General features: G+C 59.3%; 24 protein-coding genes and 1 other RNA gene. 13 read left to right on the top strand and 12 right to left on the bottom strand.

What is annotated here, in order from left to right; translation table 11 throughout:
* Nucleotides 1-23: 23 nt before the first annotated feature.
* On the bottom strand, nucleotides 24-1,064 hold the full coding sequence (locus ACYF6X_RS15335) for a PLP-dependent cysteine synthase family protein (RefSeq protein ID WP_015376851.1): 1,041 nt from the start codon (nucleotides 1,062-1,064) through the stop codon (nucleotides 24-26).
* Nucleotides 1,065-1,186: 122 nt separating this feature from the next.
* Between ACYF6X_RS15335 and ACYF6X_RS15330 the strand changes: the two genes are divergently transcribed.
* The 5 genes from ACYF6X_RS15330 to amtB all read left to right on the top strand — a co-directional run bounded on the left by ACYF6X_RS15330 (nucleotide 1,187) and on the right by amtB (nucleotide 7,227).
* The gene (locus ACYF6X_RS15330; protein ID WP_004940330.1) at nucleotides 1,187-1,648 is read left to right on the top strand and encodes an Lrp/AsnC family transcriptional regulator; all 462 of its coding nucleotides are present in this window, start codon (nucleotides 1,187-1,189) and stop codon (nucleotides 1,646-1,648) included.
* A gap of 92 nt (nucleotides 1,649-1,740) precedes the next feature.
* Complete coding sequence (smdA, locus tag ACYF6X_RS15325; RefSeq protein WP_063990979.1) at nucleotides 1,741-3,516, top strand: multidrug efflux ABC transporter permease/ATP-binding subunit SmdA; 1,776 nt, start codon at nucleotides 1,741-1,743, stop codon at nucleotides 3,514-3,516.
* A complete protein-coding gene (gene smdB, locus ACYF6X_RS15320; protein WP_063990980.1) occupies nucleotides 3,509-5,287 on the top strand; it encodes a multidrug efflux ABC transporter permease/ATP-binding subunit SmdB in 1,779 nt (592 codons plus the stop codon). The genes smdA and smdB overlap by 8 nt, the downstream gene beginning before the upstream one ends.
* A gap of 278 nt (nucleotides 5,288-5,565) precedes the next feature.
* On the top strand, nucleotides 5,566-5,904 hold the full coding sequence (glnK, locus tag ACYF6X_RS15315) for a P-II family nitrogen regulator (protein ID WP_004940327.1): 339 nt from the start codon (nucleotides 5,566-5,568) through the stop codon (nucleotides 5,902-5,904).
* Nucleotides 5,905-5,940: 36 nt separating this feature from the next.
* The gene (gene amtB, locus ACYF6X_RS15310) at nucleotides 5,941-7,227 is read left to right on the top strand and encodes an ammonium transporter AmtB (protein WP_406880112.1); all 1,287 of its coding nucleotides are present in this window, start codon (nucleotides 5,941-5,943) and stop codon (nucleotides 7,225-7,227) included.
* Between the two features lie 90 nt (nucleotides 7,228-7,317).
* On the opposite strand, the gene tesB is transcribed toward amtB, so the two are convergent.
* Nucleotides 7,318-8,181 carry an acyl-CoA thioesterase II gene (gene tesB, locus ACYF6X_RS15305; protein WP_004940320.1) on the bottom strand — a complete coding sequence of 288 codons (864 nt, stop codon included), beginning with the start codon at nucleotides 8,179-8,181 and terminating at the stop codon, nucleotides 7,318-7,320.
* A 231-nt stretch (nucleotides 8,182-8,412) separates the two neighbouring features.
* Here tesB and ACYF6X_RS15300 point away from each other — a divergent pair, with 231 nt between their 5' ends.
* Nucleotides 8,413-8,904, top strand: a complete 492-nt coding sequence (locus ACYF6X_RS15300) for a YbaY family lipoprotein (RefSeq protein WP_060426627.1) — start codon at nucleotides 8,413-8,415, stop codon at nucleotides 8,902-8,904.
* Nucleotides 8,905-8,968: 64 nt separating this feature from the next.
* Here ACYF6X_RS15300 and ACYF6X_RS15295 read toward each other — a convergent pair whose 3' ends face one another.
* Nucleotides 8,969-9,283 carry an MGMT family protein gene (locus tag ACYF6X_RS15295; RefSeq protein ID WP_019454177.1) on the bottom strand — a complete coding sequence of 105 codons (315 nt, stop codon included), beginning with the start codon at nucleotides 9,281-9,283 and terminating at the stop codon, nucleotides 8,969-8,971.
* Nucleotides 9,284-9,439: 156 nt separating this feature from the next.
* On the opposite strand from ACYF6X_RS15295, the gene ffs reads away from it, so the two are divergent.
* An RNA gene (gene ffs, locus ACYF6X_RS15290) (signal recognition particle sRNA small type) lies at nucleotides 9,440-9,536 on the top strand.
* A gap of 331 nt (nucleotides 9,537-9,867) precedes the next feature.
* On the opposite strand, the gene ACYF6X_RS15285 is transcribed toward ffs, so the two are convergent.
* From ACYF6X_RS15285 to ACYF6X_RS15275, 3 genes are all read right to left on the bottom strand, one after another.
* Nucleotides 9,868-10,071 (bottom strand): HHA domain-containing protein, encoded by a 204-nt coding sequence (locus ACYF6X_RS15285; RefSeq protein ID WP_004940313.1) that lies wholly within the window; start codon nucleotides 10,069-10,071, stop codon nucleotides 9,868-9,870.
* A gap of 49 nt (nucleotides 10,072-10,120) precedes the next feature.
* Nucleotides 10,121-10,489 carry an Hha toxicity modulator TomB gene (gene tomB / locus ACYF6X_RS15280; RefSeq protein WP_004940312.1) on the bottom strand — a complete coding sequence of 123 codons (369 nt, stop codon included), beginning with the start codon at nucleotides 10,487-10,489 and terminating at the stop codon, nucleotides 10,121-10,123.
* 158 nt (nucleotides 10,490-10,647) lie between these two features.
* Entirely contained in the window at nucleotides 10,648-11,001 is a 354-nt protein-coding gene (locus tag ACYF6X_RS15275; RefSeq protein ID WP_063990982.1) for a hypothetical protein, read from the bottom strand.
* Between the two features lie 409 nt (nucleotides 11,002-11,410).
* Here ACYF6X_RS15275 and ACYF6X_RS15270 point away from each other — a divergent pair, with 409 nt between their 5' ends.
* Genes ACYF6X_RS15270 through ACYF6X_RS15260 form a run of 3 tightly spaced genes read left to right on the top strand, consistent with a single transcriptional unit; the run spans nucleotide 11,411 to nucleotide 13,882 of the window.
* Nucleotides 11,411-12,124 carry a metal ABC transporter ATP-binding protein gene (locus tag ACYF6X_RS15270; protein WP_149559388.1) on the top strand — a complete coding sequence of 238 codons (714 nt, stop codon included), beginning with the start codon at nucleotides 11,411-11,413 and terminating at the stop codon, nucleotides 12,122-12,124.
* Nucleotides 12,121-12,978 carry a metal ABC transporter permease gene (locus ACYF6X_RS15265; RefSeq protein WP_063990984.1) on the top strand — a complete coding sequence of 286 codons (858 nt, stop codon included), beginning with the start codon at nucleotides 12,121-12,123 and terminating at the stop codon, nucleotides 12,976-12,978. Before ACYF6X_RS15270 ends, ACYF6X_RS15265 begins: the two co-directional genes overlap by 4 nt.
* 25 nt (nucleotides 12,979-13,003) lie before the next feature.
* The gene (locus ACYF6X_RS15260) at nucleotides 13,004-13,882 is read left to right on the top strand and encodes a metal ABC transporter substrate-binding protein (protein WP_049199910.1); all 879 of its coding nucleotides are present in this window, start codon (nucleotides 13,004-13,006) and stop codon (nucleotides 13,880-13,882) included.
* 106 nt (nucleotides 13,883-13,988) lie between these two features.
* Here ACYF6X_RS15260 and ykgO read toward each other — a convergent pair whose 3' ends face one another.
* The 4 genes from ykgO to sdeX all read right to left on the bottom strand — a co-directional run bounded on the left by ykgO (nucleotide 13,989) and on the right by sdeX (nucleotide 18,933).
* Nucleotides 13,989-14,129, bottom strand: a complete 141-nt coding sequence (gene ykgO / locus ACYF6X_RS15255) for a type B 50S ribosomal protein L36 (protein ID WP_004940304.1) — start codon at nucleotides 14,127-14,129, stop codon at nucleotides 13,989-13,991.
* A gap of 12 nt (nucleotides 14,130-14,141) precedes the next feature.
* On the bottom strand, nucleotides 14,142-14,396 hold the full coding sequence (locus tag ACYF6X_RS15250) for a type B 50S ribosomal protein L31 (RefSeq protein ID WP_004940303.1): 255 nt from the start codon (nucleotides 14,394-14,396) through the stop codon (nucleotides 14,142-14,144).
* Nucleotides 14,397-14,581: 185 nt separating this feature from the next.
* Complete coding sequence (sdeY, locus tag ACYF6X_RS15245; RefSeq protein WP_060423439.1) at nucleotides 14,582-17,728, bottom strand: multidrug efflux RND transporter permease subunit SdeY; 3,147 nt, start codon at nucleotides 17,726-17,728, stop codon at nucleotides 14,582-14,584.
* Nucleotides 17,729-17,745: 17 nt separating this feature from the next.
* The gene (sdeX, locus tag ACYF6X_RS15240; RefSeq protein WP_063990986.1) at nucleotides 17,746-18,933 is read right to left on the bottom strand and encodes a multidrug efflux RND transporter periplasmic adaptor subunit SdeX; all 1,188 of its coding nucleotides are present in this window, start codon (nucleotides 18,931-18,933) and stop codon (nucleotides 17,746-17,748) included.
* A 142-nt stretch (nucleotides 18,934-19,075) separates the two neighbouring features.
* Between sdeX and acrR the strand changes: the two genes are divergently transcribed.
* The 3 genes from acrR to mscK all read left to right on the top strand — a co-directional run bounded on the left by acrR (nucleotide 19,076) and on the right by mscK (nucleotide 23,599).
* A complete protein-coding gene (gene acrR / locus ACYF6X_RS15235) occupies nucleotides 19,076-19,750 on the top strand; it encodes a multidrug efflux transporter transcriptional repressor AcrR (protein ID WP_063990987.1) in 675 nt (224 codons plus the stop codon).
* 11 nt (nucleotides 19,751-19,761) lie between these two features.
* Nucleotides 19,762-20,115 (top strand): DsrE/DsrF/TusD sulfur relay family protein, encoded by a 354-nt coding sequence (locus tag ACYF6X_RS15230; RefSeq protein ID WP_063990988.1) that lies wholly within the window; start codon nucleotides 19,762-19,764, stop codon nucleotides 20,113-20,115.
* Between the two features lie 100 nt (nucleotides 20,116-20,215).
* Entirely contained in the window at nucleotides 20,216-23,599 is a 3,384-nt protein-coding gene (gene mscK, locus ACYF6X_RS15225; protein ID WP_107227190.1) for a mechanosensitive channel MscK, read from the top strand.
* A 41-nt stretch (nucleotides 23,600-23,640) separates the two neighbouring features.
* On the opposite strand, the gene rsmS is transcribed toward mscK, so the two are convergent.
* Nucleotides 23,641-23,820: a pleiotropic regulatory protein RsmS gene (gene rsmS / locus ACYF6X_RS15220; RefSeq protein WP_016928837.1), complete on the bottom strand. Its 180-nt coding sequence runs from the start codon at nucleotides 23,818-23,820 to the stop codon at nucleotides 23,641-23,643.
* Between the two features lie 108 nt (nucleotides 23,821-23,928).
* Nucleotides 23,929-24,465 carry a primosomal replication protein PriC gene (gene priC, locus ACYF6X_RS15215; protein WP_130018521.1) on the bottom strand — a complete coding sequence of 179 codons (537 nt, stop codon included), beginning with the start codon at nucleotides 24,463-24,465 and terminating at the stop codon, nucleotides 23,929-23,931.
* Between the last annotated feature and the right edge of the window lie 13 nt (nucleotides 24,466-24,478).

Genomic DNA, 24,478 nt, shown 5'->3' with positions numbered 1-24,478 from the left:
TTTTTTTTATCCGGAGCTTGACGTTATAAATCCGCCAGCTGCGCCAGATACGGCTGCAAATCGCCGATGTTATTGCTGACCCATTCCGGGTTGTAATAGGTATCCAGATAACGCTCGCCGCTGTCGCACAGCAGGGTGACGATCGATCCTTGCTCGCCGTTTTCCCGCATCTGTTTCGCCAACTGCAGCGCACCCCAGACGTTGGTGCCGGTGGAGGCGCCAACCTTGCGGCCGAGCACGCCTTCCAGCCAGTGAATGGTGGCGACGCTGGCGGCATCCGGCACCCGCAGCATGTTGTCGACCACCGACGGGATGAACGACGGCTCGGCGCGCGGGCGGCCAATGCCTTCGATACGGCTGCCGCAGCTGCCGATCAGGGTGCGATCGCCGTGGTGGAAGCAGTCATAGAACACTGAGTTTTCCGGATCGACCACTGTCAATTGGGTGTCGTGCCCCTGATAGCGGATGTAGCGCCCCAGCGTGGCGGAGGTGCCGCCGGTGCCGGCGCTCATCACGATGTGTTTCGGCACCGGGAAGGGTTCGCGCGCCATCTGGCGGAAGATGCTGTCGGCGATGTTGTTGTTGCCGCGCCAGTCGGTGGCGCGCTCGGCGTAGGTGAACTGATCCATATAGTGGCCGTTCAGCTCTTTCGCCAGCTGTTCGGAGGCGGCGTAGATCTGGGCGGCGTGATCGACGAAGTGACAGCGGCCGCCGTAAAAGGCGATCTGCTCCACCTTGCGGCGTGCGGTGCAGGACGGCATCACTGCGATGAACGGCAGGCCGATCAGACGAGCGAAGTAGGCTTCGGACACCGCGGTGCTGCCGGAAGAGGCCTCGATGATGGTGGTGTTCTCGGTGATCCAGCCGTTGCACAGGCCGTAAAGGAACAGCGAGCGCGCCAGACGGTGTTTCAGGCTGCCGGTCGGGTGGGTGCTCTCATCCTTCAGATACAGGCAAATGCCGGGAAATGCCGGTAGGTTCAGGCGAATCAGGTGCGTATCGGCGGAGCGCTGAAAATCCGCTTCTATTTCACCGATAGCATATTTTACCCAAGAGTTTGTCATGATTTGGCCTCAGAATAGGGGGCAGGTTTATGGCGTAGCATAGCCTGTCGGCAGGAAAAAAGGATTGCTATTTTCCCTGTTTAATCGCCTAATGAGAGAAAATTTTTCTCCTGGTTGCCGCTATGTTAGATAAAACAGACCGTAAGCTGCTGTGCATGCTGCAGCAAGACTGCACCCAGTCGCTGCAGGCGCTGGCCGATGCGGTCAATTTGACCTCGACGCCGTGCTGGAAACGGCTGAAGCGCCTGGAAGACGAGGGTTATATCCGCGGCCGGGTGGCCTTGCTGGATAACGAAAAGCTCGGCCTGGGGCTGACGGCGTTCGTGCTGATCAAGACCCAGCAGCACAGCAGCGAGTGGTATCAGGCGTTTGTGCAGCTGACCAGCCAGATGCCCGAGGTGCTGGCGTTCTACCGCATGGCGGGGGAGTACGACTACCTGATGCAGGTCGAAGTGGCGGACATGAAAAGCTACGACGGTTTTTACAAGCGCCTGGTGAACGGCGTACCGGGCCTCATCGACGTCACCTCGAGCTTTGCCATGGAAAAAATCAAATACACCACCGCGCTGCCGGTGCCGGAGTGAAAAGTTCACCGGACGGGCGGCTCAACGGTGGTATCCTGCTCTGCTGAAGCAGAAAAAGAGACAAATCCCATAAAACCCTGGAATCAAACTGCGTGAGATTATTTGCTCAAATCGGCTGGTACTTCCGCCGGGAGTGGCGCCGCTACCTCGGGGCGGTGGTGCTGCTGATCGTCATCGCCATCCTGCAACTGCTGCCGCCTAAGCTGGTCGGCATCATCGTGGACGGCGTCACCGAAAAACAAATGTCTACCGGCGTGCTGATGGCCTGGCTCGGGCTGATGATCGGCACCGCGATCGTCGTTTACCTGCTGCGCTATGTGTGGCGGGTGTTGCTGTTCGGCGCGTCCTATCAGCTGGCGGTCGAGCTGCGCGAAAACTTTTACCGCCAGCTCAGCCGGCAAAACCCGGCGTTCTACCTGCGCCACCGCACCGGCGATCTGATGGCGCGTGCCACCAACGACGTGGACCGCGTGGTGTTCGCCGCCGGTGAAGGCGTGCTGACGCTGGTGGATTCGCTGGTGATGGGGTTGGTGGTGCTGGTGGTGATGAGCACCCAAATCAGCTGGCAGCTGACGGTGCTGGCATTGATCCCGATGCCGCTGATGGCGATCGCCATCAAATATTACGGCGACCAGCTGCACCAGCGCTTTAAATCGGCGCAGGCGGCGTTTTCCAGCCTGAACGATCAGGCGCAGGAAAGCATGACCAGCATCCGCATGATCAAGGCTTTCGGGCTGGAAGATCACCAATCCAACCGCTTCGCCGAAGTCGCGGCGCAGACCGGCGCCAAGAACATGCACGTGGCGCGGGTGGATGCACGCTTCGATCCGACCATTTATATCGCCATCGGCGCCTCTAACCTGCTGGCCATCGGCGGTGGCAGCTGGATGGTGGTGAACGGTTCGCTGACGCTCGGGCAACTGACCAGCTTTGTGATGTATCTCGGCCTGATGATCTGGCCGATGCTGGCGCTGGCCTGGATGTTCAACATCGTCGAGCGCGGCAGCGCGGCCTACAGCCGCATCCGCAGCCTGCTCGACGAGGCTCCGGCGGTGCAGGACGGCCCGCAGGCGCTGCCGGCCGGGCGCGGCGTGCTGGACGTGGATATCCGCGCGTTCCACTACCCGGAAAACCCGCGCCCGGCGCTGCATGACGTGACGCTGACGCTAAAGCCGGGGCAAATGCTGGGGCTGTGCGGGCCGACCGGGGCCGGTAAATCGACATTACTGTCGCTAATTCAGCGCCAGTTCGATGTCAACGAAGGGCAGATCCGCTATCACGGCCTGCCGTTGCCGCAGGTCAAACTCGACGACTGGCGTTCGCGGCTGTCGGTGGTGAGCCAAACGCCGTTCCTGTTCTCCGATACCGTGGCGAACAACATCGCGTTGGGCCATCCGGGCGCGACGCAGGCGCAGATCGAACAGGCGGCGCGGTTGGCCAGCGTTCATGAGGACATTCTGCGGCTGCCGCAGGGCTATGACACCGAGGTGGGCGAGCGCGGCGTGATGCTGTCGGGTGGGCAGAAACAGCGTATCTCCATTGCGCGTGCGCTGCTGCTGGATGCGGAGATCCTGATCCTCGACGACGCGTTGTCGGCGGTGGACGGCCGTACCGAACACCAGATCCTGCATAACCTGCGCAGCTGGGGGCAAGATCGCACGGTGATCATCAGCGCGCACCGGCTGTCGGCATTGACTGAAGCCAGCGAGATCCTGGTGATGCAGCACGGTGGCGTTGCCCAGCGCGGCGATCCGGCTGCGCTGGCGGCGCAGCCGGGCTGGTATCGCGATATGTACCGTTATCAGCAGCTGGAAGCGGCGCTGGACGAAGCGCCGGAAAACGGCGAGGAGGCGTTGGCCGATGAATAAAGTGCAAAAGCTGTGGCCGACGCTGAAGCGGCTGCTGGCCTACGGCTCGCCGTACCGCAAACCGCTGGGGCTGGCGGTGTTGATGCTGTGGATAGCGGCGGCGGCGGAAGTCGCCGGGCCGATCCTGGTGAGCTATTTTATCGATAACTACGTCGCCAAAGGACAACTGCCGCTGATGATCGTCGGCGGGCTGGCGGCGGCTTACATTCTGCTGGAGCTGCTGGCGGCGGCGCTGCACTACTTTCAGGCGCTGCTGTTCAACCAGGCGGCGGTGGGCGTGGTGCAGCGGCTGCGCACCGACGTGATGGACGCCGCGCTGCGCCAGCCGCTCAGCGCCTTCGATACGCAGCCGGTCGGGCAATTGATCTCGCGCGTCACCAACGACACCGAGGTGATCAAGGATCTGTACGTGATGGTGGTCTCCACGGTGCTGAAAAGCGCCGCGCTGATCGGCACCATGCTGGTGGCGATGTTCAGCCTCGACTGGCGCATGGCGCTGGTGGCGGTCTGCATCTTCCCGGCGGTGTTCGTGGTGATGGGCATCTATCAATACTACAGCACACCGATCGTGCGACGGGTGCGCAGCTATCTGGCGGACATCAACGACGGCTTCAACGAAGTGATCAACGGCATGGGCGTGATTCAGCAGTTCCGCCAGCAGGTGCGCTTCGGCGAACGCATGAGCGCCGCCAGCCAGTCGCACTATCTGGCGCGCATGCAGACCCTGCGGCTCGACGGTTTCCTGCTGCGGCCGCTGCTCAGCCTGTTTTCGGCGCTGGTGCTGTGCGGATTGCTGATGCTGTTCGGCTTCAGCGGCGAGGGGGTGATTGGCGTCGGCGTGCTCTACGCCTTCATCAACTACCTGGGGCGCCTGAACGAACCGCTGATCGAGCTCACGTCGCAGCAATCGATCCTGCAGCAGGCGGTAGTGGCCGGCGAACGCATTTTCGAGCTGATGGATCGCAGCCAGCAGAGTTACGGCGCCGACGATCGTCCGTTGGCCGGTGGCCGCATCGACATCACCGATCTGAGCTTCGCTTACCGCGCGGACAAAAAGGTGCTGCAGCACATTTCGCTGGCGGTGCCTTCGCGCGGCTTCGTGGCGCTGGTTGGGCATACCGGCAGCGGCAAGAGCACCTTAGCCAACCTGCTGATGGGCTATTACCCGGTCAGCGAAGGGGAAGTGCGCCTCGATGGCCGCCCGCTATCCAGCCTGTCGCACCGCACGCTGCGCCAGGGCGTGGCGATGGTGCAGCAGGATCCGGTGGTGATCGCCGATTCGGTGCTGGCCAACGTCACGTTGGGGCGCAACATCGAGGAAGACGCCGTGTGGCGGGCGCTGGAAACGGTGCAGCTGGCGGATCTGGTGCGCGGCTTCCCGCAGGGTATTCACACCCGGCTGGGGGAGCAGGGCAATAACCTGTCGGTCGGGCAGAAACAGCTGCTGGCGATGGCGCGGGTCTTGGTGCAGGCGCCGCAGATCCTGATCCTCGACGAGGCGACCGCCAACATCGACTCGGGCACCGAACAGGCGATCCAGCGCGCGTTGCGTGCGATCCGCGAGCACACCACGCTGGTGGTGATCGCCCACCGGCTGTCGACCATCGTCGATGCCGATTCCATCCTGGTGCTGCATCGCGGCCAGGCGGTAGAGCAGGGTAACCATCAGCAGCTGCTGGCGCAGCAGGGGCGCTACTACCAGATGTACCAGCTGCAGCTGGCGGGCGAGCAGCTGGCGGAAGCGGTGCGCGAAGAGAGCCAACCCGCCTGAACATGGGCCGCGATCGCGGCCCTTCTTTCTTTCCCTCGCACCACAAGCAGGCAACCCGCCTGCATCACGCCCCCTTTCTGCACTTTTTCGACGCGATGCGCACCAAATTAGTGCGCGATATTTAATCAATTTAAGGTATCGGTACGGCGACGGGGCCTGATGGTGCCCGCGTACCCGCTAATCCACTGAATCACCATGCAAAATTAAATATGGCACAGCCCTTGCTACATATGACGCGTACCAGGGGTGAGTTTGGGCTTAATTCGTGGAGGGGCAATATGAAGCTGGTGACCGTGGTAATCAAACCGTTCAAGCTGGAGGACGTGCGCGAGGCTCTGTCCTCCGTGGGCATTCAGGGGTTGACCGTAACCGAAGTGAAGGGCTTTGGCCGCCAGAAGGGGCATGCCGAGCTGTATCGCGGCGCCGAGTATAACGTCAACTTCCTGCCCAAGGTTAAAATCGATATCGCCATTGCCGACGATCAGTTGGATGAAGTGGTTGATGTGATTAGCAAAGCCGCCTACACCGGCAAAATCGGCGACGGCAAAATTTTCGTTGCCGAGTTGCAACGCGTGATCCGCATTCGCACCGGCGAAACCGACGAATCGGCACTGTAACCGCGAACTCAGTTAAGTGATGGGGATGGATTGATAATGAAAAGACTGTTATCCATGTTGGGCCTGAGTTCGGTAACCCTGGTTCCTTCTTTGGCCCTGGCCGCCCCGGCGGTCGCCGATAAGCCCGACAACGCCTTTATGATGATCTGCACCGCGTTGGTGCTGTTCATGACGCTGCCGGGCATCGCGTTGTTTTATGGTGGCCTGCTGCGCGGCAAAAACGTGCTGTCGATGCTGACGCAGGTCACCGTCACCTTCGCGCTGGTCTGCGTACTGTGGGTGTTGTATGGCTACAGCCTGGCGTTCAGCGAGGGCAATGCGGTGTTTGGCGGGTTCGAAACGGCGATGCTGAAAGGCATCGGCATCGACAGCGTCACCGGCAGCATCAGCCAGATGATCCACGTCGCCTTCCAGGCGTCCTTCGCCTGCATTACCGTGGCGCTGGTGGTGGGGGGCTTCGCCGAACGCATTCGCTTCTCGGCGGTGCTGATCTTCGCGATCGTATGGTTCACCCTGTCTTATCTGCCGATTGCGCACATGGTGTGGGGCGGCGGCTACCTGGCCGCCGACGGCGCATTGGACTTCGCCGGCGGCACCGTGGTGCACATCAACGCCGCCAGCGCCGGGTTGATCGGTGCCTACCTGATCGGCAAGCGCGCCGGCTTCGGTAAAGAGGCGTTCAAACCGCACAACCTGCCGATGGTGTTTACCGGGGCGTCCATCCTGTATATCGGCTGGTTCGGTTTCAACGCCGGCTCCGCCAGCGCGGCCAACGGCATTGCGGCCCTGGCATTCCTCAATACCGTGGTCGCCACTGCGGGCGCCATTCTCTCCTGGACCTTCGCCGAGTGGGTGCTGCGCGGCAAGCCTTCGCTGCTGGGCGCCTGCTCCGGCATGATCGCCGGGCTGGTTGCGGTGACGCCGGCGGCGGGCACCGTGGGCGTGGGCGGGGCGTTGATCATCGGCCTGGTGGGCGGCGTCGCCGGCCTGTGGGGCGTAGTGACGCTGAAGAAATGGCTGAAAGTGGACGACACCTGCGACGTGTTCGGCGTACACGGGGTGTGCGGCATCGTCGGCTGTCTGCTGACCGGGGTGTTCACCGCCTCTTCACTGGGCGGCACCGGCTATGCCGAAGGGGTGACGATGGGCCATCAGGTCTGGATCCAGCTGGTGAGCGTGCTGATCACGCTGGTATGGTCGAGCGTCGTCGCCTTTATCGCCTTCAAGATCGCGGGAGCGATGGTGGGTCTGAGAGTGCCGGAAGAGCAGGAACGCGAGGGGCTGGACGTCAACAGTCACGGCGAGAGCGCCTACAACCAATAAGACTCGAAGCAGGGCAGTGCGCTAAAGACTAAAATAATGATGAAGCCAAAAGGGGCGATGGAAACATCGCCCCTTTCTTTATGCTGCGGATCAGGCGTCGCGCTGGCGAATCACCCCTTCCTGCACGGTGGTGGCGACCAGTACGCCGTCGCGGGTATAGATCTGGCCGCGTACAAAGCCCCGTGCGCCGGAGGCGGAGGAGCTCTCCACCGCATACAGCAGCCAGTCATCCATGCGGAACGGACGGTGGAACCACATGGAGTGGTCAATGGTGGCCACCTGCATGCCCGGCTCGAGGAAGCCGACGCCGTGCGGCTGCAGCGCGGTCGGCAGGAAGTTAAAGTCCGACGCGTAGCCCAGCAGGTATTGGTGGATGCGTTGATCGTCCGGCATGCTGCCGTTGGCGCGGAACCACACGTAGCGATGGGGTTCTTCCACGCTGCCTTTCAACGGATTGTGGAATTTCACCGGGCGCATTTCGATCGGCTTCTGGCCGATAAATTTTTCGCGCACTTTTTCCGGCAGCATATGCGCCAGCTTCTGGGCGATCTCTGATTCAGACAACAGCCCTTCCGGCGGCGGCACGTCCGGCATCAGGTTCTGGTGCTCGAAACCTGCCTCCGGGCTCTGGAAGGAGGCGGTCATATAGAAGATAGGTTTGCCGTGCTGGATGGCGCTGACGCGGCGTGCGCTGAAGCTGTTGCCGTCGCGCAGGGTTTCCACGTCGTAAACGATAGGCTTGCTGCTGTCGCCTGGGCGCAGGAAGTAGCTGTGGAACGAATGCACGCTGCGCTCGTCAGGCACCGTCTGCTTGGCGGCGTACAGCGCCTGGCCGACCACCTGTCCGCCGAACACCTGGCGCAGCCCCAGATCTTCACTCTGGCCGCGGAACAGCCCTTCTTCGATTTTCTCCAGATCCAGCAGATCGAGGAGGTTTTGCAATGCCTGGCTCATAAAATTGTTACCTTTCTAATAATCATTTTGCGCAGTGTGCGGAATATCACGGCGCGGCGTCAACATTTTGCGTTAAAGGGCCGATGAGAATGCTCTTAATCCTGGGCGCCTTGGCCTGTTTAAGTGATTAATAGGCGGGGCAAAGTGGATTTATCAGTGTTTTGTGCTAGGTTTAATAGGTGAGGTGGTGAAAGCCACCAACATGTTGATAATAAAAAAGGAGACCGATCCATGAAACTCTGGCAAATCGTAGGCGGTGCCGCGGCACTGACGATCACGCTGGCAGGATGCGCGCAAAAGAGTGCTGATGTGCCTACACAGGCGGCCGGTAACCCGGCGGCTGCGCAAACGCAGATTCAGGGCCCGGCGGTGACAGGTTCGGTTAATATACGTCAGCGCATTGCGCTGCCGCCGGACGCCGTGCTGACGGTCACCCTCTCTGACGCCTCGCTGGCGGATGCGCCGTCCAAAGTGATTGCACAGCGCGCGGTACGCACTGAAGGGCAACAGGCGCCGTTCAACTTTACGCTGCCGTATAACCCGTCCGACATCCAACCGAATGCGCGTATCATTCTGAGCGCGGCGGTGACGGTCAACGGGCGACTGATGTTTATTACCGACACCATCCAGGAAGTGGTTAACCGCAACGGCACCCGTGCCGATCTGCTGCTGGTTCCGGTTCAGGGTGTGCCGATTCAGGCTGCGCCAACCGCCATGCAGTAATCTTACTGCGGTACAGCAAGATGAAATCAACAGCCTTTGCGCTTCGGCCAAAGGCTGTTTTGTTTTACCAGCGCCAGCCGTAGCGATCGAAATCGACCGTGCTGTGCGGGCCGAAAATAATCCCCTCCGCCAGCAATGCCTGCCGTTGCCGTTGAAAATCCTCCCCCTGCTGCGATATCTGTCCGTGGCGGTTGATCACCCGGTGCCAGGGCAGCGTGCTGCCTTCCGGCAAACGCCGCAGCACGCCGCCGACCTGACGCGCGGCGCGCGGCGAGCCGGCCAGCCGGGCGACTTCGCCGTAGGTGGTGACTTTGCCGTAAGGAATGGCGGCCACGACGTGGAATACCCGCTGGCTGAAAGAGGCGTCTTCTGGTTGCATATTGCTGTTCCTGCGCGAGTCAAAACCCAGGCGGAGAGTGTGCCACAGCGCAGGTGGGTAAGAAAACAGCGGTTGGTCCCGGTTGGCTTGCTATTTGATAGGGTATCGCCGATAATGCCCACCGCTTCGGAGTACAGAAGCCGTCAATGGGGGCCCTGTTGGTTCTCCCGCAACACTAACTTGTGAACTCGGTCAGGTCCGGAAGGAAGCAGCCGCAGCAGGTGACGTGTGTGCCGGGATGTAGCTGGCAGGGTCCCCACCCATTTGGGCTTCGCCAATCCGCGTTTTTGTTACCTCTCTTCCACGTATCTATTATCCATTTCTGCCATCAGGCAGAGCGACACGCATTTCATTTCTTCCCGCCCTCAATTCTTTTGGATAATGAATTAGCGGTTCTGGGGAGCGGGCATAGTGAGGTGGGCGATGAGGTAACCTGCCTCGATTAAAAAAGAAAATTGTTTCCGGGCAATATTATTTTCGAAAGAGGGAGCGTAAATGAAGTTTTACTGTCAATAGGAAAAGTACGCATTCAACGTGGCCATTGAAGCCGATAAAAGCATCGGCTCAACGCGTCGGGGGGCTGATTATCTGACATATTTCCAAACGGAGGTGGGGATTTTGTCATACAGTTTGTTCATGGTGAGCTCGGCCAGACGGTGATCGGCCGCTGAGTAAAACAGCTCCAGTTCATCATCGGACAGCTCGTACTTATTTTTCTCAATAACACGTTCGAGAGTATCAATCGTGGTGCATTTACGTAAACGCATCAGATAGTCGGTTTTAGTCATGGTGGCCTTTAGTTTAATAACCGTAAAATAGCTCGGGAATAATTATCCCCTAAGTTTTCATTGTCGTACAGATGTCCTCTCCTGAGAACATTCTGAATAATCTCGCCTTGGTTTTTTGCCAGCGGCGCAGGTCGGAATCATTGATACCGTAGCTGCTGAACAGCGTATAGGTATCGTCGAGATATTCTTCGACTAACTCCGACAGGTCAGATTCGTCCATGTATTTAATTTTATAGCTCATCACAAACGAAGCGATATGTTCGATCAACTCATTAAGCTGCAGGTTGACGGAGGACGTCGGATCGTTGACCCACCCATGATGGCTGTCTCCCAGGGTGGCGATACCTTCATCATACAAATTTTCGCACAAGAATTTGAGCTGAGCAATGTCGTGTCGCTTAGGCGAATACTCATCCATATCATCCCCTCCGTAAGTCTTAATTGCGGTGTGATAACACTATGTGAGTAAGCTGATTTACATCATGAACGGAGGCAGCTTAACGGTGGTTAAATAAACTTCCCGTAAAATGAATATAAATCATTTTTTCGCGTTTGGCCTGTAGTTATTACGTAAACTTACAATTCATCCGCAGTTGATGGGCGTGAGTTATCAATGATATCGAAGATTAAACCCCGCGCCGTCACTCGAAACCGGACGCTGTCGTTGATGATATCTTCGCTGTTGATATCCAGGCAGGCATTAAAAATGCCCCACTTATAGCGATAACTCATTGAATAATCGCCGTCACCTTGTTGCACTATATCAAGTATTTCTAATGAATCCTCGACATAGCGTGCGCTTTCAGAATAAAAGCTGAGTCCGCTGGTCAGCGCTGGCACTAACTCCGCTATATTGTCATTAATCACTTTCTTTAATTCTTTAACAGAAAGTGCGTTGACTTCCAGGTTACAGGCAAGGGTAACAAGCATTAATCTCGGCCAACAACAATGTTATCTACTTATCTTACTCCTTTTCCGGCCTCGTCGGTAAATTTTTCGATTTACCGCTGTTCTTTACCTTACGCCAACATTCCAACCGAACGGAAATATCCCTGGGTTTGGTAAGGGAGGGTTATGGGGGGAAGATCCGCTGCGCGAGGGACTGTTACGTTCCGTTGCATTATTGTCGCGCCATAGCTTGAGATACGGTAGTTGTTGTGATGTTATATTATAACTATTAACTCACCATTTTGGCCACGACATTGACCCCCACTTCGCAACATGACGCCGCGCCGTCACTGAATTCGTTGTTCACCACCTCCGCTGCCGCGCGTTGCGCAGGTGCCGTTATGCTGCTGGCCCTGCTGTGGCTCGGCATCTTCTGGGCGGTGTCACTGCCATGATTACCTTGCGTCAGCTGGCGATAGGCTATGGGGCCAAGCCACTTTTCCCGCCGCTGAGCGGGCAGTTTACCGCCGGATCGTTAACCGCAGTGGTGGGCGTCAACGGGGCAGGTAAGTCGACGCTGTTGAAAACCTTCGCCGGATTGTTGCCGCCGTTGGGGGGCTGCCTGAGTTTTAGCGGCGGAAAGCTACCGCGCAGAGCTTATTTGCCGCAGCAGGCGGAGCTGGATCGGCAGTTCCCCATCGCGGTGAGCGATCTGGTGGCGATGGGCTGTTGGCCACAAAGCGGCATGTTCGGCGGCATGAACAAGCGTGCGGCGAGCCAGGTCAATGAGGCGCTGGCGAACGTTGGCATGAGCGCGCTGGCGCGTAGCCCGGTGGGCGAACTGTCCGGCGGCCAGCTGCAGCGGGTGTTGTTTGCGCGCCTGCTGGTCCAACAGGCGCCGCTGATTTTGCTGGATGAGCCTTTTACCGGCATCGACAGCGCCACCACGCAGATTTTGCTGCAGGCGATCGCGCAACTGCATCGGCAGGGGAGAACGGTGATCGCCGTGCTGCACGATATGTCGATGGTTGCCGAGCATTTTCCACAGGCGCTGTTGCTGACGCCACAGGCTTGCCATTGGGGCGCGGCCGAGCGGGTGCTGGAACAGGTGCCGAGGTATCGTGTCGCCGAACGGCAGCCGGATCTGCGGGCGGTGGCGCCATGATGCTGTGGCATGGGCTTATCGATCCTTTTCTCTCTTTCGGTTTTATGCGCCGCGCGCTCATGGCGTGCCTGGCATTGTCGCTCAGCGCCGCCCCGCTGGGCGTGTTTCTGTTGTTGCGCCGCATGAGCCTGGTGGGGGATGCGTTATCCCACGCGGTGTTGCCGGGCGCGGCGATCGGCTATCTGATCTCCGGCATGTCGCTGGTGGCGATGGGCGTGGGCGGCTTTATCGCCGGACTGGCGGTGGCGATGCTGTCCGGCCTGGTGAGCCGCCGCACGCCGCTGAAAGAGGATGCCAGCTTCGCCGGGTTCTATCTGGGCTCACTGGCGCTGGGGGTCACGCTGGTCTCGCTGCGTGGCTCCAGCGTAGATCTGCTGCACGTGCTGTTCGGTTCGATCCTGGCGGTGGATGCCCAGGCGATGCTGATGGTCGGTGCGATCGCCTCGGTTTCGCTGCTGGCGCTGGCGGCGCTGTACCGCGCGTTAGTGATCGAATCCTTCGACGTGACTTTTCTGCGCGTCAACGCCCCACGCCGGTTGGCGCTGATCCACGGCCTGTTTCTGTCGCTGGTGGTGGTCAATCTGGTGGCGGGATTCCAGATCCTCGGCACCCTGATGTCGGTGGGGCTGATGATGCTGCCCGCCGCCAGCGCGCGCTTCTGGGCGCGCAATCTGCCGCAGACGCTGGCGGTGGCGATGGGCATCGGCGCGCTTTCCAGCCTGATTGGGCTGGTGTGGTCCTATTATGCGTCGCTGCCTGCCGGCCCGGCGATCGTGCTCAGCGCCAGCGTCATCTTTTTCGTCTCGATCCTGTTTGGAACGCGCGGAGGCATTTGCGCCTTCGCGCGCCGTTGAGAAGTGCCATTTGCAAGGAGAAAGTATGAAACGTTTACCTATATCGCTGGCGGTTGCTGCTCTGCTGGCCAGCCCATGGGCGATGGCGAAGACCGTCGACGCCGTCGCCAGCTTTTCCATTCTGGGCGATATCGTCAAACAGGTGGGTGGCGATCACGTCAAGGTCAGCACGCTGGTGGGGCCGGATGGCGATCCGCACAGTTTCGAACCTTCGCCGCAGGACGGCAAGAAGCTGGCTCAGGCTGATGTGGTGTTCGTCAGCGGCCTGGGGCTGGAAGGGTGGATCGATCGCCTGGTCAGCGCTTCGGGTTATAAAGGGCAGGTAATCACCGCTTCACAGGGGATCAGCACCCGCCAGATGGAGGAGGACGGCAAACCGATTACCGATCCCCACGCCTGGAACAGCATGAAAAACGGCGTGCAGTACGCCACCAACGTGATGAACGCCCTGATTGCCGCCGATCCCGAGGATGCCAACTATTTTCGCCAGCGCGGAGCCGAATACATTCAGCAGTTGCAAAAGCTGGACCTGTGGGCCAAAACCCAGTTCGCCGCAGTGCCGCCACAGAAACGTAAGGTGCTGACCAGCCATGACGCTTTTGGCTACTTTGGGCAAGAGTATGGCGTCACCTTCCTTGCCCCGGTCGGATTTTCCACCGAGGCTGAAGCCAGCGCCAGCGACGTGGCGGGCCTGATCAAGCAGATCAAACAGGAAAAGGTTAACGCTTACTTTATCGAAAATCAGACCGATCCGCGGCTGGTGAAACAGATTGCCGCCGCCACCGGCGCCAAGGCGGGCGGCGAGCTGTACCCTGAAGCGCTCTCCCGCGCGGGCGGCCCGGCGGCCACCTATGAGCAGGCGTTCAAGCACAATGTCGACGCGCTGCTGAGCAGCATGAAGTAATCTCCGCCCCCGCCTGCCGGCGGGGGACGGCTTGCAGGCACTTTCTCGCCATAAAAAAAGCCCCGTTGAGCAGCAACGGGGCTTGGCGACAGATGACACTGGGGAGTTAACGCTTTTTCTTACGTCCCTGTACCGCTTTGAATCGCGGATTGCTTTTACAGATCACATAGATGCGGCCACGACGACGCACGACTTTGCAATCCGGGTGGCGATTTTTCGCCGAACGCAATGAACTCAATACCTGCATGGGATTTCCTTGTTACTTATTGCCGATAAAGCGGCCAAAGCGCTGCTGGAAGCGCGCCGTGCTGCCTTCTTTGGAATAGTCTTTCTGCTTGCCGGTGTAATACGGATGCGAAGCGGAAGAGACGTCAAGGGTGACATACGGCCAGCTTTCGCCGTCCAGCTCGATGGTGCGATCGGTTTTGATGGTCGATCCCACTTTGAAGTAGGCGTTGGCGCTGACGTCGTGGAACACCACGGTGCGGTAATCGGGATGGATGCCGGGTTTCATAATGGCCCTCTCATGTAATGTTATACTATAACATTAATTATGCGCCGACCTGGCATCGCGATCAAGCGCAAATTGCACACAAGAGTGAATTAATGAGAACGGTTTGCATTAAGCAGCTGAAGCAAAAGAAAAAGGCCGCATGCGCGGCCTTTCGATTATCGGGTGGAGCTCATATCACTGAGCGATCAGTGGTGCTCTACCGGATGGCTGTGTTCCAGGTCCTCGTTCTTCTTGCTGAAGCGGCGGCGAACCACCACGAAGAACACCGGTACGAAGAAGATCGCCAAGACGGTGGCGGTGATCATCCCGCCCATTACGCCGGTACCTACCGCGTTCTGTGCGCCGGAGCCCGCACCGCTGCTGATAACCAGCGGCAGAACCCCGAGGATGAAGGCCAGAGACGTCATGAGGATTGGACGCAGACGCATACGCACCGCTTCCAACGTCGCTTCGATCAGGCCTTTGCCTTCTTTCTCCATCAGGTCTTTGGCGAATTCCACGATCAGGATGGCGTTCTTCGCCGACAGACCTATGGTGGTCAGCAGCCCCACCTGGAAGTACACGTCGTTGTTCATGCCGCGCATCGTCGCGGCCAGCAACGCACCGATAACCCCCAGCGGCAATACCAGCATGACCGAGAACGGCACAGACCAGCTTTCATACAGTGCCGCCAGACACAGGAACACCACCAGAATCGAGATGGCATACAGCGCCGGCGCCTGGTTGCCCGACAGACGTTCCTGATAGGACATGCCGGTCCAGTCGTAACCGATGCCGCTTGGCAGTTTGGACGCCAGCTGTTCCATCAGGTTCATCGCTTCACCGGTACTCTTGCCCGGTGCGGCCTGGCCCAGAATTTCCATCGACGGCAAGCCGTTATAGCGTTCCAGACGCGGTGAGCCGTATTCCCACTTCGCCGAAGAGAAGGCGGAGAATGGCACCATCTGGCCGCTGGTACCGCGCACGTACCACTTGTTGATGTCTTCCGGCAGCATACGGAACGGCGCCTCGGCCTGTACGTACACCTTCTTCACACGACCGCGGTCGATGAAGTCGTTGACGTACGAGCCACCCAGTGCGGTGCTCAGCGTGCTGTTGATGGTAGTGATGCTGACGCCCAACGCCTTGGCTTTCTCCTGATCGACGATCAGTTTGAACTGCGGCGTATCTTCCAGGCCGTTCGGGCGCACGCCCACCAGCACGTCCGGGTGCTGAGCAACCATGCCCAACAGCTGGTTACGCGCTTCGGTCAGTTTCTCGTGCCCCAGGCCGCCCTGGTCAATCAGCTCGAAGTCGAAGCCGGTTGCGGTACCGAGTTCGATAATCGCCGGCAGGTTGAACGGGAACACCAGGCCTTCTTTAATCTGCGAGAACGCGCCCATGGCACGGCCTGCGATCGCCTCGACCTTGTTCCCGGCCCCTGGGCGCTCACCCCAGTCTTTCAGGCTGACGAATGCCAGGCCGTTGTTCTGGCCGTTACCGTTGAAGCCGAAGCCCGCGACGGTAAACACCGAAACCACGTTGTCCTTTTCCTTGTTCAGGAAGTAGTCGGAGACTTCTTCCAGCACTTTGTTGGTACGGGATTCGGTGGCGCCGGCAGGCAACTGCACCATGGTCAACAGGATGCCCTGATCTTCGTCCGGCAGGAACGAGGAAGGCAGGCGCAGGAACAGCAGGCCCATGCCAACCACGATCAGCAGGTAGATGATCAGGTAGCGACCGGTGCTGCGCAGGATGTTGCCCACGCTGTCGGTATAGTGATGCGTGCTCTTCTCGAACATGCGGTTAAACCAGCCGAAGAAGCCTGTTTTAACCCCGTGATCGCCTTTCGGGATCGGTTTGAGCATGGTGGCGCACAGCGCCGGCGTCAGGATCAAGGCCACCAGCACCGACAGCGCCATCGCGGACACGATGGTGATCGAGAACTGGCGATAGATGGCACCGGTTGAACCGCCGAAGAACGCCATCGGCACGAATACCGCCGACAGCACCATGGCGATACCCACCAACGCGCCCTGGATCTGGCCCATCGATTTACGGGTCGCTTCTTTCGGCGGCAGCCCCTCTTCGGACATGACGCGCTCGACGTTTTCCACCACCACGATGGCGTCATCCACCAGCAGGCCGATCGCCAACACCATGCCGAACATCGTCAGGGTGTTTATCGAGAAGCCGAACGCCGCAAGGATCGCAAAGGTCCCCAGCAGTACCACCGGCACCGCGATGGTTGGGATCAGCGTCGCGCGGAAGTTCTGCAGGAACAGATACATCACCAGGAATACCAGGATGATGGCTTCGATCAGCGTTTTCACCACTTCGTTGATGGAGATTTTAACGAACGGGGTGGTGTCGTACGGATAAACCACTTTCATCCCTTGCGGGAAGAATGGCGCCATCTTGGCCAACTCGTCTTTCACACCTTTGGCGGTGTTCAGTGCGTTGGCACCGGTAGCCAGTTTGATACCCAGACCGGCGGCAGGCTTACCGTTATAGCGAGCCGTAACCGCGTAGCTTTCCGCGCCGCGCTCGATGTGAGCGACGTCGCGCAGGCGCACCTGGGAACCGTCGGTATTCACCTTCAGCAGGATCTTGCCGAACTCTTCCGGCGAAGTCAGACGGGTCTGCGCGATGATCGAGGCGTTCAACTGTTGCCCCGGCACCGGCGGCAGGCCGCCCAGCTGGCCTGCGGCGATCTGGTTGTTCTGCTCGGTGATGGCGGAGGTCACGTCCGTAGTCGTCAGCTGGTAGTTGTTCAGCTTGTTCGGATCCAGCCAGATACGCATCGCGTACTGGGCACCGAACAGCTGCACTTCACCCACGCCGGACGAACGGCTGATCGGGTCCTTGATGTTGGACGCCACGTAGTCCGCAATATCGTCCTGAGTCATGTTCGGATCGTCGGAAACGAAGCCGGCCACCATCAGGAAGCTGCTGCTGGATTTTTCTACTTTCAGGCCCTGTTGCTGAACTTCTTGCGGCAGCAACGGGGTGGCCAACGACAGTTTGTTCTGGACCTGAACCTGCGCGATGTCAGGATCGGTGCCGGAATCAAACGTCAGGGTAATGGTGACGCTACCAGAGGAATCACTGGTGGAGGACATGTACATCAGGTTATCGATACCGTTCATGTTCTGTTCGATAATCTGCGTGACGGTATCCTGCACCGTTTTGGCATCTGCGCCCGGGTAGTTGGCGGAAATACTCACCGCCGGCGGTGCAATAGTGGGATACTGCGCGATAGGCAGTTTCATTATTGCAAGCACCCCCGCCAACATGACGATGATGGCGATTACCCAGGCGAAAATTGGGCGGTCTATAAAGAACTTAGCCATGTATTACAGGCTCCTTTTTATGACTTCTGCGCTTCAGACTGCGGCTGTTTTTGCGCCTGAGTGTCAACTTCCTGCACTTTTACCTGCGCGCCCGGATGCACTTTCATCAGGCCGGTGACGATCACGCGATCGCCGGCTTTCAGGCCATCGGTAACCAGCCATTTGTCGCCAATCGCCTGGTCTGCCTTCAGCGTGCGCAGCTCAACTTTGTCGTCTGCCCCTACCACCAACGCCGTCGCGTCGCCACGCGGGTTGCGGGTAACGCCTTGCTGAGGTACCAGCAGCGCATCGCTGCGCACGCCTTCGTCCAGACGGGCGCGTACGAACATGCCCGGCAACAGCGTATCGTTCGGGTTAGGGAACAAAGCGCGAATGGTGATGGAGCCGGTGGTCTCATCGACGGTGACATCGGAGAACTCCAGCGTGCCTTCCTGCGCGTATTCGGTGCCGTTTTCCAGCATCAGTTTCACTTTGGCCTTGCCGTTTTCCTGCTTCAGCGCGCCGCTGGCCAGTTCTTGCTTCAGGCGCAGGAAGTCGGTGCTCGACTGGGTGACGTCGACATACATCGGATCCAGCTGCTGCACGGTAGACAGTGCGGTTGCCTGGCCGTTGCTGACCAGTGCGCCTTCGGTCACGGCGGACTTGCCGATGCGGCCGGAGATCGGGGAGGTCACCTTGGTGTACGCCAGGTTGATGCGCGCGGTTTCCACGGCGGCCTTGGCGGCCACCACGGCGGCGTCCGCCTGCTGCAGCGTGGAGACGGCGTTGTCGTAGTCCTGTTTACTGATGTAGCTCGTGCCCAGCAATGGCTTGTAGCGGTTTACCGTCACGCGTGCGATGGAAGCGCTGGCCTGTGCTTTGGCCAAATCGCCTTTCGCGCTGTCGTAGCTGGCTTGATAAGTGGCGGGATCGATTTGGTACAGAGACGTCCCGGCCTTGATATCGCTGCCTTCAACGAAGTTGCGCTTCAGGATGATGCCGCTGACCTGAGGGCGAACTTCGGCGATACGATACGCAGCGGTGCGGCCAGGAAGATCGGTAGTGATGTTGAGAGGCTCGGCCTTCAAGGTGACTACGCCCACTTCAGGAGCCTGTTGTTGGGCGCCTTGCTGTTGGGTTTCTTTATCGTTACATCCTGTTAGCACTAAGCTGCCTGAAAGCATCAGAACGGCCGCCAGAGGCGTTAACCCTCTGTTTTTGTTCATAGAAAAACCTCAAGTGTCCGATTTCAAAATGATCAATGGATCACAAGCTTTAAAACCCATTGCTGCGTTAATTATATGTGCGTGCTATGGTACATACATTCGCGAATGTATGTAAATCACACTCCCCCTAAATAACAATGCCATGGCACGAAAAACCAAACAGCAGGCGCAAGAAACCCGACAGCAAATCCTTGATGCTGCGGTGAGAGAGTTCTCTGAACGTGGCGTTGCTGCAACGTCACTGACAGATATTGCCACCGCTGCCGGGGTTACGCGTGGAGCCATCTACTGGCACTTCAAGAATAAGGTAGACCTGTTTAATGAAGTTTGGGAATCTACCGAGCCGAAAATTGACCAGCTCGAAACAGAGTATCAGGCAAAGTTTCCCGATAATCCACTGCGGGTTATCCGAGAAATTCTGATTTACATTCTGACGTCTACGGTTGAAGACGGCCGTAGGCGGGCGTTGATGGAAATTATATTCCACAAATGCGAGTTTGTCGGTGAAATGATGCCGCTGCTGGATTCGCGCAAGGTGCTGTACCTCGCCGGCTACGAACGCATTGAAGCGGTACTGTATAACTGCATTCACCACGAGCAATTGCCCGCCGATTTACATACCCGCCGTGCGGCGATCATCCTGCGCGGTTATATCACCGGCCTGATGGAAAACTGGCTGTTTATGCCGGAAAGTTTCGATCTGCGGGCCGAAGCCGAAGCGCTGGTGGACGCGTTTTTGGAGATGCTGCAGTTTTGCCCCACCTTGCGCCTCAAACCCGACGCGGCGACGCCTGGCGCCGACCGCCTTCCTTTATAAGGAGAAATTTCATGTCATCCATCGTTCTCATCGCCAATGGCGCCGCCTATGGCCATGAATCCTTGTTCAATGCGCTGCGGCTGGCCATTGCGCTGAAAGAGCAGCAGAGCAGCCTCGATCTGCGGCTGTTTCTGATGTCCGATGCGGTGGTGGCCGGGCTGGCCGGGCAGCAGCCGCACGAAGGGTATCACCTGCAGCAGATGCTGGAGATCCTCACCGCGCAGCAGGTGCCGATCAAGCTGTGCAAGACCTGCGCCGACGCGCGCGGCGTCAGCCGCTTGCCGCTGGCGGACGGCGTGGCGATCGGCACGCTGGTCGAGCTGGCGCAATGGACGCTGGCGGCGGAGAAAGTGCTGACTTTCTGATTTCGCGACAACGGGACATCACCGGCAACGCTTTTGTTGTTCGTTGCCCGCCGGCGATCGTGATAATCTTCAGGCTTCTTAACCGATCCGAAGCTAAATCATGCATCGCTGGTTGACTCTGCCTTTTCTGGCGCCGCTCACGTTTGTCGGCGCATGCCGGCGGCGTATCGCCGCCGCGACACTCCTTTTCCTGATTTGCGCGCTCAGCTTGCCGGCGCAGGCGGCGCTGAACGGCGATCTGCCGCAGCGCAGCGACGTGCAAAGCCAGCTGGAAACGCTGAACAAGCAAAAAGCCCTGACGCCGGTCGAAAAACTCTCCCAGCAGGATTTGACCCGCACGCTGGAGCTGCTGGACGCCATCGAGCGCAACCGGCAGGACACCGCACAGCTTAAACAGCAGGTGCAGCAGGCGCCGGCGAAGCTCAATCAGGTCACCGCCGAACTGGATGCGCTGAAGCAGCCGGTGGATAATGCGGCGGCGCGCGCCGCGCTGCTGCCGCTGTCGCTGCGCCAGCTGGAAAGCCGGCTGTATCAAACGCTCGACGAGCTGCAAAGCGCGCAGGAGAGCCTCTCCACTTACAACAGCCAACTGGTGTCGCTGCAAACCCAGCCCGAGCGGGTGCAAAGCACCATGTACGCCGCTTCGCAGCGCCTGCAGGAGATCCGCAGCCAGCTCAGCGGCCAGACGCCGGGGCAAGATTCGCTGCGCAACAGCCAGCAGGTGATGCTGAACACCGAACAGGCGCTGCTCAACGCGCAGCTGGAGCTGCAGCGCAAGAGTCTGGAAGCCAACACCACGCTACAAGATCTGCTGCAAAAACAGCGCGATTACACCACGGCGCATATCGACGCGCTGGATCGGTCGGTGCAGCTGCTGCAGGAGCTCGTCAACAGTAAGCGCCTGACGCTGTCTGAAAAAACCGCCAAAGAGGCGCAGAACCCGGAAGACGCCACCGATATCCAGCACGATCAGTTGGTCAGCAAGCAGCTGGACGTCAACCGCCAGTTGAGTCAGCAGTTGATCGCCGCCACCGAAGAGAGCAACACCCTGTTCCAGCAGAATATTCGGGTCAAAAACTGGCTCGATCGCGGTCTGCAGGCGGAACGTAACCTGAAAGAGCAGATCCAGGTGCTGAAGGGCAGCCTGGTGCTGTCGCGCATCCTGTATCAGCAGCAGCAGAGCCTGCCGCAGGGCACGCTGCTGGCGGACATAGACACGCGCATCGCCGATCTGCGGCTGGAGCAGTTCGATATCAATCAGCAACGCGACGATCTGTTCAAGGGAGAGGATTACATCAACCAACTGGTGGCCGAAAGCAAGGAAAAGGCCGGCCCGGAAGTGATCGACGCGCTGAAGGAAATTATCGACATGCGCCGCGAGCTGCTGGATCAGCTGAACAAGCAGCTCAGCAACCAGCTGTCGTTATCGATCAACCTGCAGATCAACCAGCAGCAGCTCACCAGCGTCTACGGTTCGTTGCAGGATACGCTGACCCAGCAGATTTTCTGGGTCAACAGCAACAAGCCGGTCGATCTGGCGTGGCTGAAGGCGATGCCGGAGGCGGTGCGCGATCAGCTCGCCGGGCTCGATATCAAATTCGACGGCGGCAAGCTATTGCAGGGCGGCTTGAATGCGCTGGTGTTCCTGATCCCGATGCTGCTGGCGATCGGGCTATTGCGCTGGCGCTATCGGCTGATCGACGGCCATCTGCAAAAATTGGCCAACGACGTGGGGCAGCTTAAACGCGACGGCCAACTGCATACGCCGAAGGCCATCGCGCTGACCTTGCTGAAGGTGTTGCCCGGCGCCGCGCTGCTGCTCGGCGTCGGTTTCTGGATGTATCGCGCGGATTTCGGCATCAGCGACTTTATTTGGGCGCTGTCGCAGCAGCTGGCGTTGTCGTGGCTGGTGTTCGGCTTCAGCTACCGCATGCTGAAACCGGGCGGCATCGCCGAGCGGCATTTCAACTTCGGCGCCAACCTGTGCGCGCATTACCGCCGCCAGACGCTGCGGCTGGGGCTGGCGCTGCAGCCGCTGATCTTCTGGTCGGTCTTGGGCGAAAAAGCGCCGCTGCGCCTGGTGGAAGACGTCATCGGCCAGATCGTGGTGATGTTGACGCTGGCGCTGCTCACGGTGCTGGTGTTCCCGCTGTGCCGCGACAGCTGGCGTGAAAAAGGCTCGCACGCCGTGCGGCTGGTGGTGGTCACCGCGCTCGCCGCCACGCCGCTGATCCTGCTGGGGCTGATGTTTGCCGGCTACTTCTATACCACGCTGCGGCTGGCGAGCCGCTGGATAGACAGCCTGTATCTGTTCTTCCTGTGGAATATCGTGTACCTGACCGCGCTGCGCGGCTTGAGCGTGGCGGCGCGGCGCCTGGCCTACCGGCGCGCGTTGGCGCGGCGGCAAAACGTGGCGAAGGAGGGGGCCGAAGGCGGCGAGCCGGTGGTGGAAGAGCCGCCGCTGGCGCTCGATCAGATCAACCAGCAGTCGCTGCGCCTGACCACCCTGGTGCTGTTTGCTATCTTCGCCAGCGCCTTCTACGCCATTTGGTCGGATCTGGTGACGGTCATCGCCTACCTGGACAGCATCACGCTGTGGCATTACACCAGCACCGTGGCGGGCAGCAGCGTGTCGCAGGCGGTGACGTTGGGCAACATGATGGTGGCGTTCGCCGCGGTGATCGTCGCCTATGTGCTCACCCGCAACCTGCCCGGTCTGCTGGAGGTGGTGGTGCTGTCGCGGCTGCAGCTGCGGCAGGGTGCGTCCTATGCCATCACCACCGTGCTCACTTACCTGATCACCGCCGTGGGCGCAGTGGTCGCATTGGGATCGCTGGGCGTTTCCTGGGACAAACTGCAATGGCTGGCCGCCGGTCTGACGGTCGGGCTGGGCTTTGGCCTGCAGGAGATCTTCGCCAACTTCGTCTCCGGCCTGATCATTCTGTTCGAACGCCCGATCCGCATCGGCGATACCATCACCATCGGCACCTTCTCCGGTTCGGTCAGCAAGATCCGCATTCGCGCCACCACCATTACCGACTTCGATCGCAAAGAGGTGATCATTCCGAACAAGGCGTTCGTCACCGAGCGGTTGATCAACTGGTCACTGTCGGACACCATCACCCGCGTGCTGATCAAGGTGGGCGTGGCCTACGGTTCCGATCTCGACAAGGTGAAAAAGGTGCTGCTGCAGGCGGCGCACGACAACCCGCGGGTGATGACCGATCCCGAACCGCAGGTGTTCTTCCTCAATTTCGGCGCCAGCACGCTGGATCATGAGCTGCGGCTGTATGTGCGCGAACTGCGCGATCGCAGCTACACCGTCGACGAGCTGAACCGCTCAATCGATCGTTTGTGTCGGGAGAACGACATCGACATCGCCTTCAACCAGCTGGAGGTCTATCTGCATAACCAGCAGGGCAACGAAGTGCAGGAAGTGAAAAGAACGCTGTCGCCGGATGAAGGCGGCCAGACGGCGGGCTGATAAGCGTTGAAAGACGAAAGGGACAGCGTCGCTGTCCCTGATTACTGTCCGGCAGGCAGATAGGGAGAGGTGACGCCGGCGCGCTGCAGTTTTTCCTGATAATCCCGTTTGACAATATCCAGCGCCGCCAGCGCGGTGGCCGGATCGATCTCGTTGCACTCCAGCAGGTAAATCAAGTCTACCGCCAGCTGCAGTTCGGGTGAGGCGTTTTCCAGAGACATAGCACCTGCGCTTATATTAATTAATGGGATGAATCACTCGCGTACCGGCAGAGTATAGTGAACTCGGCGCGCAACCGGGAATAATCATTAAAATATTGTGATAAATCTTCAAAAACCGTTTTCTTTGCGCTCGATATTGCGCTCGATGCGCGCCAGCGCTTGGCGGCAGCGCATCAGGCGCCCCTCCAACGCCGCCAGCTCGTGCTGCAGCTTCTGCTGCGCCGCCAGCGTGGTTTGGCGGCCGAGCAGGCTTTCCCGATCCTGAATCATGGCGATCAGCCGGCGTTCGTAGTCCTGATGCTCGGCCAGCTTGTGGTACAGATCGGCCTCGGGGGCTTCTTTCGGCTGGTTCTTGCGCCGCAGCGCCTGGGTTGCCAGCTCGCGCTGCAGGGCGGCGGTCTGAGCCACCAGTTTTTCGGCCAGAAAGGCCACCTGGCTGGTGCGGCTGTCGTTGGCGGCGCTTTGCAACTGGGCGAAATTCTTCTCCACTTCGGCCAAATAGTCGCGCAGCCGCGTGCCGCGGTTGGCGAACAGGGCAGCGTCGAAGCGTGCCTGCGGGATCGGGGCGTCGCCGCGCGGGGTCACTTCGGCCGCCAGCGCCGCGATCTGCTGTGCCAACACCTGTAATAGACGCTGAGTGCTCACATAAGCTCCCTCT

It is taken from the genome of Serratia sp. ID 25-353, assembly GCF_054792795.1.
The sequence above is the reverse complement of the archived record's forward strand: the minus strand, read 5'-3'. Positions and strand labels throughout refer to the sequence as shown.